Below are 7,179 nucleotides of genomic sequence, written 5' to 3' on the forward strand. Positions count from 1 at the left end.
ATTTCTTTTTTGTATTCTACTGCTACATGATCATTTCCAATTCCTATTTTCATTTCTCTTCTCCTTCTATCTATTGACGCTTGCCATTCTAAAATACGTATAATGTCTTCCTTTTAAAGAGACTGATAATTGATGAATATTTTCAGGAGATGTACATCCACTAAATCCACCATCACCAATAGCATGAATATCTGCTCCAGTTTCTTTCATTTTTAAAGCTATTAAACGAATTGTATCTGGGTCTGCACATTCTACCGAACTGTTAAGGAAGGTCATTGCAAGTGTACCCGGTTTATATGAATGTATATATTCTACAAGTTCACGAATCATATCTACACTGATGCCATGTCGAGAACCTGGAGCAGGTAAATCAATACAGTCAATCCCTGCATCAATTAATTCTTTAATAATTTCTTTTGCATCATAATTTGCAAGTGGGTCACCTAAAACTTTTTCATTAATACCATCTTCCCATTTTCCAGCAAAAACAAAGATTTTATCTTTATATTTTTGTTTGATTCTTTTGGCAGTTTCAACAACATCTTTAATAGATGTTCCACTTCCTGGATTCCCACCTAAAACTATAAAATCAGCACCAAGTTCAATACATTTTTTGACATGTTCATCACTTGCAAGCATTCCTTCTCGACGGTATAGTGCTTTCTTACCACCATCTTCGCTTCCTGCTTTAGGACATCCTAAATAAATACCAATTGGTCTTCTACATTTTTCTTTTAATTCTTGAAAAGATAAACCACATAACCCTGGATTATTATCTAAATCATCTAGATCAAAAGTGTTGAGCATAACCATATCTGCCCCAAAAGCAAACATTAATTCACTATTTGTAACACCTCTTACTAATCCAGGCCCTGCAAATAGTAAATGTTGTCCCATCACAACACGACCTTCAGATTTAAAAATTGATTCTTTTAAATCCATTGGTGACATTTCTTTAATTTCATCACCCGTCGCACTTATTAAACGTGTTACCATCTTATTTTCCACCTAATTCTAAAGCAAAGTCTAAAACTTTAGCTCCATTCATCATTCCATAATCTTGCATATTAATGATTTCTACAGGTTTACCTGGGTATTTTGCTTTTACATTTTTTAGTTCATATCTTACTTGAGGTCCAAGTAAAATAACATCTGCACTATCACCATATTGATCAATACTTCCTACTGGATGAGCTTCAATATGTAATTCAATACCTTTTGCAGCTGCTGCTTCGTTCATTCTATTAACAAGTAAATTTGTTGACATACCCGCTGCACATACTAATAAAATGTTCATAAATCATTTCCCTATAATTTTCTTAATTCTTCAATAATTTCTTGATAACTTCTTCCTTTTCCAAATAATGCACTTGTTCCTAATATAAATCCTTTGACTCCTATCTTAGACAACATTTCTATTTTCTCTGGCGAACATGCTCCATCAATCATGACATCATATCCTCCATAGTTCTTTGCTTCTTCTACAAACTTTTTAAATTTTGGTGTGACAAAATCTAAATATTTTTGTCCTGCAAACCCTGGATTGACACTCATCAACATCACATAGTCACATAAATGAAGTAAATCCTTTACTGTTTCAAAGGTTGTCCCTGGATTCACTGCAATCCCTGCTTTGGCTCCTGCATCCTTGATCATTTGTAATGTTCTACAAGCATGTGGATCTGTTTCTGGATGAATATAAATGATCTTTGCTCCTAATTGGGCAAACTTGTCTACATATTTTGCTGGTTCTTCAATCATGAGATGCACATCACATGGTTTTGTAGCTGTCTTACATATATATTCAATACCTTGTAATCCCATCCCAAAGTTTGGTACAAAGCTTCCATCCATCACATCTAAGTGAAAGATATCGATTCCACCCTTTTCTAGATTTTCAATTTCTGTTTTAAGTGATGCAAAATCTGCACACATCATACTTGGACATAATAACTTTTCCATATAACCTCTCCTTTTATAGGTAAACGTTTTCCTATCTTTTTGTAATTTCATTATAAGAAGTTTGAGTAAACGTTTCCACACAAATATATGGCATATGTTGTGCCGTTATCTTAAACCCTTAATTTCATTGAATAATAGAGCATTTTCCTTTATAATTTTAATGTAAGGGAGGTTCTTTTATGGCCCAAAAAAGTATTTCAATTAAAGAAATTGCGAAAATGGCAAATGTTTCCGTAGCCACTGTTTCAAGGGTAATTAATAATAATGGCCGTTTTTCCAAAGAAACAAAAGAAAAAGTAGAAGCACTTATTAAAGAATATGGATATACAACAAATATTGCAGCAAAAAGTCTAAGAACATCAAAGTCTAAAACAATTGGTTTAATTGTTCCTAATATAGATAATGCATGGTTTTCTCAATTAGCTTTAGCAATTGAGAAACATTTTTTTGATAATAATTATTCTGTTTTTATTTGTAATACATCTCAAGATGAACAAAAAGAGATTGCTTATTTTAAATCTCTTGATTCAAAAATGGTAGATGGAATTATATGTATTTCTGGAATTGAAGAAATACCTACTCATTTTTTAAGCAGAGATATTCCTATTGTATGTATTGACCGTAAGCCTAAAGATCATAGTGAAGCTTATTATGTAGAATCTAATCACTATTCTGGTGGTTATCAAGCAACTGAAGAATTAATTAATCAAGGATGTAAGAATATTGTGATTTTATCAAGAAATAAATCATTGTCTGTAAACAGACAACGTCTTAAAGGATATCTAGATGCCTTAAAAGATCATCATCTTGAACCAAAAGAAGAATTACAAATACTTGTAGACGCTAATCAAGCAAACTACGAAGGAGCAAGACAAGCAATCGACAAACTGATTAAAAGTGGAATTCCTTTTGATGGGATTTTTGCGACAAATGACTGGAGAGCTTATGGTGCACTTGTGGCGTTACAAGAAAACAATATTAAAGTTCCTGAAGAAGTTAAATTGATTGGTTTTGATGATATCTTTATCGCTTCTACATCTCATCCATCACTTTCAACAATCAAACAAAACACACCAGCACTTGCGAAAACTGCTTGTGATTTATTGCTTAATTTGATGAATAATGAAAATACGGAAGAATTACAAAAAAGATATATATTACCTATCGAAGTTGTTCGTAGAGAATCAACAGCAAAATAAAGGTCTTTTTAGAAGATCTTTTTTTGTATAAATTCTTGTTAAATACCACCTTTCTAAAGCCTTTCGGTGGTCTTTCGGCGATCTTTCGGTGGTCATCTCGGCATATTATAAAAATTATTTTATAATATGCCTTTGATTCTATCACCGTACACTTTATAGTCATAAAAACAAAAAACCCCTTGGTTATGAACCTTGGGGCTATTTATATTTTTTTAATCTACATCATAAGCTACTAAATCATCAAAAGTTTGTCTACGAATAACTTCTTTAGAATGACCTTGGTATGTAAAGACAACAGCAGGTTTTGGTAATTGGTTGTAGTTAGAAGACATTGAATAATGATATGCTCCTGTAGAGAACATTGCAAGAATATCACCTGGTTGAGGATCTTGTAACATAATATCTTTAATCAAAATATCTCCTGATTCACAGTTTTTACCAGCAACTGTTACTAAATGATTTGCTTCTTCTCCTGCTTTATTAGCAATAACAGCATCGTATTTAGCGTTATATAATGATGAACGAATGTTATCTGTCATTCCACCATCGACACTAATATAATCTCTAATATCTCTAATATATTTATAAGAACCTACTGTATATAAAGTAATTCCAGCATTACCTACACAATAACGTCCTGGTTCTACTAAGACCATTGGTCTTTTCATATTTCTTTTATCGAAACCTTTATAGATGATATCCATGATCGTTGAAACAACATCATCAAATTCTAGTGGGTGATCACTTGCTGTATATTGGATACCAAAACCACCACCAGCATTTAATTTATTAATAACGATTCCAAAGATATCATAGATTTCATAAGCGATATCTACAAATTTATTCATTGCAAGTACATAAGCTTGAATTTCTTCAATTTGACTACCTACGTGACAATGAATTCCATCAAAGTTGATATGTGGTGCATCAATAACTTTTTTAATTGCTTTTAAGTATGTATTATCATGACTTGAAAAACCAAATTTTGTATCTTTGGCTCCAACACGGATATAATCATGTCCACCCGCATAAACACCTGGTGTGATTCTGACTAAACCATTGACTATGACATTTAATTTTGAAGCAATTTCTTCAACAAGTTCAATTTCATAGAAGTTATCAATAACAAAGTTTTCTACACCATTTTCTAATGCGTATTGAATTTCTGAAGGTAATTTATTATTTCCATGGAAATAGATTTTTTTAGGATCAAATCCTGCTTTTAAAGCAACAGAGATTTCTCCTGCACTAACACAGTCAATTCCTACTCCATATTCCATAGCTAATTTATAGATTGCTTTACACGAAAATGATTTTGAAGCAAATAGTGGTAATGTATTTTCATATTTATCAATCATTTTTGTTTTTAGTGTATTAAATTGTTTTCTAATATGTCCTTCAGACATAACATAGAGTGGTGTTCCATATTGTTTTACTAAATCAGTTGCTTTGACATCATCTATGTATAAATCGTTTCCCTTAATTTGTGCAAATTCAGTTTGTAAAACCATTTCTTTTCTCCCTAATAAAGTGTTTTTAATGTAAATAAACCAGCTTCTTTATCTTGTAAAGCTTTAGCTGCAGCCAAAGCACCTTGAACAAAAACATCTTTTGATAAAGCTGTATGTTTAATTTCAATAATTTCATCTAATCCTGCAAACATAATTTCATGTTCACCAAAAATTGTTCCACCACGAAGGGCTTGAATACCAATTTCTTCTTTTTTTCTTTTTTCATGAAGTGAACTACGATCATAAACAGGTGTTGTTCCTTGAATTTCATCTTCCATTACTTCATATAAAAGTTTTGCTGTACCTGATGGGGCATCAATTTTTTGATTATGATGTTTTTCTAAGATTTCAATATCATAACCATTATCATAGAATTCTTTAGCAACTTGTCTTAAAATTTTTGTCACCATTTGAATTCCAAAGCTTGTATTATAAGATTGGAAGATAGCAATTTCTTTAGAAGCTTCCTCAATCTTATCTAATTGTTCTTTAGAAAAACCAGTTGTTGCGAAAACAACTTTTGTTTTATTCTTTTTAGCGTAAGCTAAAATATCATCAAGATTGTTTGGATGTGAAAAATCAATAATCACATCCGCACGATCTTGGACTTCTGTTAAATTACTATACATTGCTTCTGGTGCTTTTTCATCAAATTCATAAGAAACCACACCAATTAAATCAAACTCATCTTTTTCTCTTAATTGATGAGCAACTTTCTTACCCATCAAACCATATCCATATAATAATACTTTCATCCTAATACCCCAATTTTTCAAATTCATCCATTGCATCAAATAATGCTTTTTTATTTTCATCAGTTGTTGTAATTAATGGTAATCTTAAACATTCTCCACAAACACCCATTTTAGCAAGAGCTGCTTTAGGCATAATTGGGTTTACATCAATAAATAATAAACGTGAAATAGGATCTAAAGCATAAGCTAATGGTTGTGCTTCTTTAATATTTCCTTTTAAAATTAATTGTGTTAATTTTTCTACCGCTTCTGGATATAAGTTAGAAGTAACAGAAATAACTCCTTTTCCTCCAGCTGCCATAAATGGAAGGATATTATCATCACATCCTGAATATAAATCAAAGTCTAAATCAGCTGTTTTCGCTAAAACTTCCATGGCATAAGCAATATTATCAGTGGCATCTTTCATTGCTTGAATATTTTTATGTTTAGCAAGTTCAACAACGGTATCAACTGAAATATTTAATCCTGTTCTTCCTGGTACATTGTATAAAATCATTGGAATATCAACAGCATCAGCAATTGTTGTATAATGTTGAATTAAACCTCTTTGACTTGTTTTATTGTAGTAAGGTGTTACAACAAGAATCGCATCTGCCCCTTTTTCTTTAGCATAACGTGCTTTCTTTAAAGCTGTTTGTGTATCATTTGAACCAGCTCCACAAATAACTTTAACCCCTGTTCCTTTCGCAAGTTCTAATGTTAGATCTAATAATTTAAATTCATCTTCAATTGTAATGGTTGCTGTTTCACCTGTTGTTCCATTTACAAGTAAAGCTTGTACACCACCATCAATCATTCTTTGAACTTGTTTTTTAAATCCTTCAAAATCAATGTCTCCGTTATCAAACATTGGTAATACAAGTGCAACTGCACTTCCTTCAAAAATTGTCATATTTATTTATCCTCCTCGATATGAAATCTTTCTTTTAATAATTGAATTGCTTGATCTAAATTCTTTTTATCAATAACTAAAGAAATTGTTCTTTTACTTGTCGTAATTTGATAAAAATGAATATTAGCTTGTCCTAAGACATCAAATACTTCAGCTGCTAAACCTGGTGTTGTTTCCACCAATTTTCCCCCAACAGCAACTTTAGCGTATTTTCTAATTTGATAAATTTGAATTTGTTTAAATTCATCTTTTAATTTCATGATTGCTTGATTTAGTTTTAATTGGAATTCTTGATCTAATGTAATTTCAATTTGAACAAAATCATCAACAGTAACTTGTGAAATCATGTCTACATTAATTTCTTCATCTTTTAATATAGAAAAGATTTTCGCAATCATTTTAGGATGTTTTGGTACATTTAATAACTTAAGTTGAATGATTTCTCTTTCACAACTTATAGCTTCAATAATATCGTTCATAATTTCCTCCCTATATTTTATTCATCCTCATATAAAAAGTGACAAATAAAAAATTGCAATGAGTATCATTGCAACAAAAAAATTCGTTATCAATGATAGCTCCCCATTACCTTTAGATAATGACAGTTGAATAGGTCTTCCCTAGACACCCAAGATTATACCTCATGCAATAGATACAATCTTTCGGCAAGTGCTCCTCCTTCATTACCTTGTTGCATCAAATAATAATAATCTCATAACATCTTGCGCCTCTATCTTTATTTGAATAGATTTTATCACATCTTTAAATAGTATACAATAATAAGCCTTATTATTTTTCATTTATCTAAAGTGAAAAGTTAAATTCCACTTTAGATATGACAAAGTGGATTTTAGTCT

Annotated in this window: 8 protein-coding genes and 1 riboswitch; of the genes, 1 reads left to right on the forward strand and 7 read right to left on the reverse strand. The window is 31.1% G+C overall.

Annotation, left to right across the window (positions count from 1 at the left end; genetic code table 11):
* Window positions 1-66 precede the first annotated feature (66 nt).
* The 3 genes from HUU89_RS14230 to rpe are packed head-to-tail and all read right to left on the reverse strand — an operon-like array spanning window position 67 to window position 1,962.
* The gene (locus HUU89_RS14230; protein ID WP_175302105.1) at window positions 67-996 is read right to left on the reverse strand and encodes a hypothetical protein; all 930 of its coding nucleotides are present in this window, start codon (window positions 994-996) and stop codon (window positions 67-69) included.
* Between the two features lies 1 nt (window position 997).
* Window positions 998-1,297: a PTS sugar transporter subunit IIB gene (locus tag HUU89_RS14235; protein ID WP_175302106.1), complete on the reverse strand. Its 300-nt coding sequence runs from the start codon at window positions 1,295-1,297 to the stop codon at window positions 998-1,000.
* 11 nt (window positions 1,298-1,308) lie between these two features.
* The gene (gene rpe / locus HUU89_RS14240; protein WP_175302107.1) at window positions 1,309-1,962 is read right to left on the reverse strand and encodes a ribulose-phosphate 3-epimerase; all 654 of its coding nucleotides are present in this window, start codon (window positions 1,960-1,962) and stop codon (window positions 1,309-1,311) included.
* 179 nt (window positions 1,963-2,141) lie between these two features.
* Here rpe and HUU89_RS14245 point away from each other — a divergent pair, with 179 nt between their 5' ends.
* Window positions 2,142-3,161 carry a LacI family DNA-binding transcriptional regulator gene (locus HUU89_RS14245; RefSeq protein WP_175302108.1) on the forward strand — a complete coding sequence of 340 codons (1,020 nt, stop codon included), beginning with the start codon at window positions 2,142-2,144 and terminating at the stop codon, window positions 3,159-3,161.
* Window positions 3,162-3,373: 212 nt separating this feature from the next.
* Here the strand turns inward: HUU89_RS14245 and lysA are convergent, their stop codons facing one another.
* From lysA to HUU89_RS14265, 4 genes are read right to left on the reverse strand one after another with little or no spacing between them, the layout of a single operon-like run.
* Complete coding sequence (gene lysA, locus HUU89_RS14250; RefSeq protein ID WP_175302109.1) at window positions 3,374-4,672, reverse strand: diaminopimelate decarboxylase; 1,299 nt, start codon at window positions 4,670-4,672, stop codon at window positions 3,374-3,376.
* Between the two features lie 11 nt (window positions 4,673-4,683).
* Window positions 4,684-5,427, reverse strand: coding sequence for a 4-hydroxy-tetrahydrodipicolinate reductase (dapB, locus tag HUU89_RS14255; protein ID WP_032091257.1), 744 nt, complete (start codon window positions 5,425-5,427; stop codon window positions 4,684-4,686).
* A 1-nt stretch (window position 5,428) separates the two neighbouring features.
* A complete protein-coding gene (gene dapA / locus HUU89_RS14260) occupies window positions 5,429-6,322 on the reverse strand; it encodes a 4-hydroxy-tetrahydrodipicolinate synthase (protein ID WP_119364247.1) in 894 nt (297 codons plus the stop codon).
* 2 nt (window positions 6,323-6,324) lie between these two features.
* The gene (locus HUU89_RS14265; protein ID WP_032091049.1) at window positions 6,325-6,801 is read right to left on the reverse strand and encodes an ACT domain-containing protein; all 477 of its coding nucleotides are present in this window, start codon (window positions 6,799-6,801) and stop codon (window positions 6,325-6,327) included.
* An 88-nt stretch (window positions 6,802-6,889) separates the two neighbouring features.
* A riboswitch (Lysine riboswitch) is annotated at window positions 6,890-7,063 on the reverse strand.
* Window positions 7,064-7,179: the final 116 nt, after the last annotated feature.

Source organism: Faecalibacillus sp. H12 (assembly GCF_013361255.1).
Classification (GTDB): Bacteria; Bacillota_I; Bacilli_A; order Erysipelotrichales; family Coprobacillaceae; genus Faecalibacillus; species Faecalibacillus intestinalis.

Bases quoted from the DNA above. Each gene is read 5' to 3' on its own strand.
- HUU89_RS14230 (WP_175302105.1), bottom strand. From the start codon at position 996: ATGGTAACACGTTTAATAAGTGCGACGGGTGATGAAATTAAAGAAATG.
- HUU89_RS14235 (WP_175302106.1), bottom strand. From the start codon at position 1,297: ATGAACATTTTATTAGTATGTGCAGCGGGTATGTCAACAAATTTACTT.
- rpe (WP_175302107.1), bottom strand. From the start codon at position 1,962: ATGGAAAAGTTATTATGTCCAAGTATGATGTGTGCAGATTTTGCATCA.
- HUU89_RS14245 (WP_175302108.1), top strand. From the start codon at position 2,142: ATGGCCCAAAAAAGTATTTCAATTAAAGAAATTGCGAAAATGGCAAAT.
- lysA (WP_175302109.1), bottom strand. From the start codon at position 4,672: ATGGTTTTACAAACTGAATTTGCACAAATTAAGGGAAACGATTTATAC.
- dapB (WP_032091257.1), bottom strand. From the start codon at position 5,427: ATGAAAGTATTATTATATGGATATGGTTTGATGGGTAAGAAAGTTGCT.
- dapA (WP_119364247.1), bottom strand. From the start codon at position 6,322: ATGACAATTTTTGAAGGAAGTGCAGTTGCACTTGTATTACCAATGTTT.
- HUU89_RS14265 (WP_032091049.1), bottom strand. From the start codon at position 6,801: ATGAACGATATTATTGAAGCTATAAGTTGTGAAAGAGAAATCATTCAA.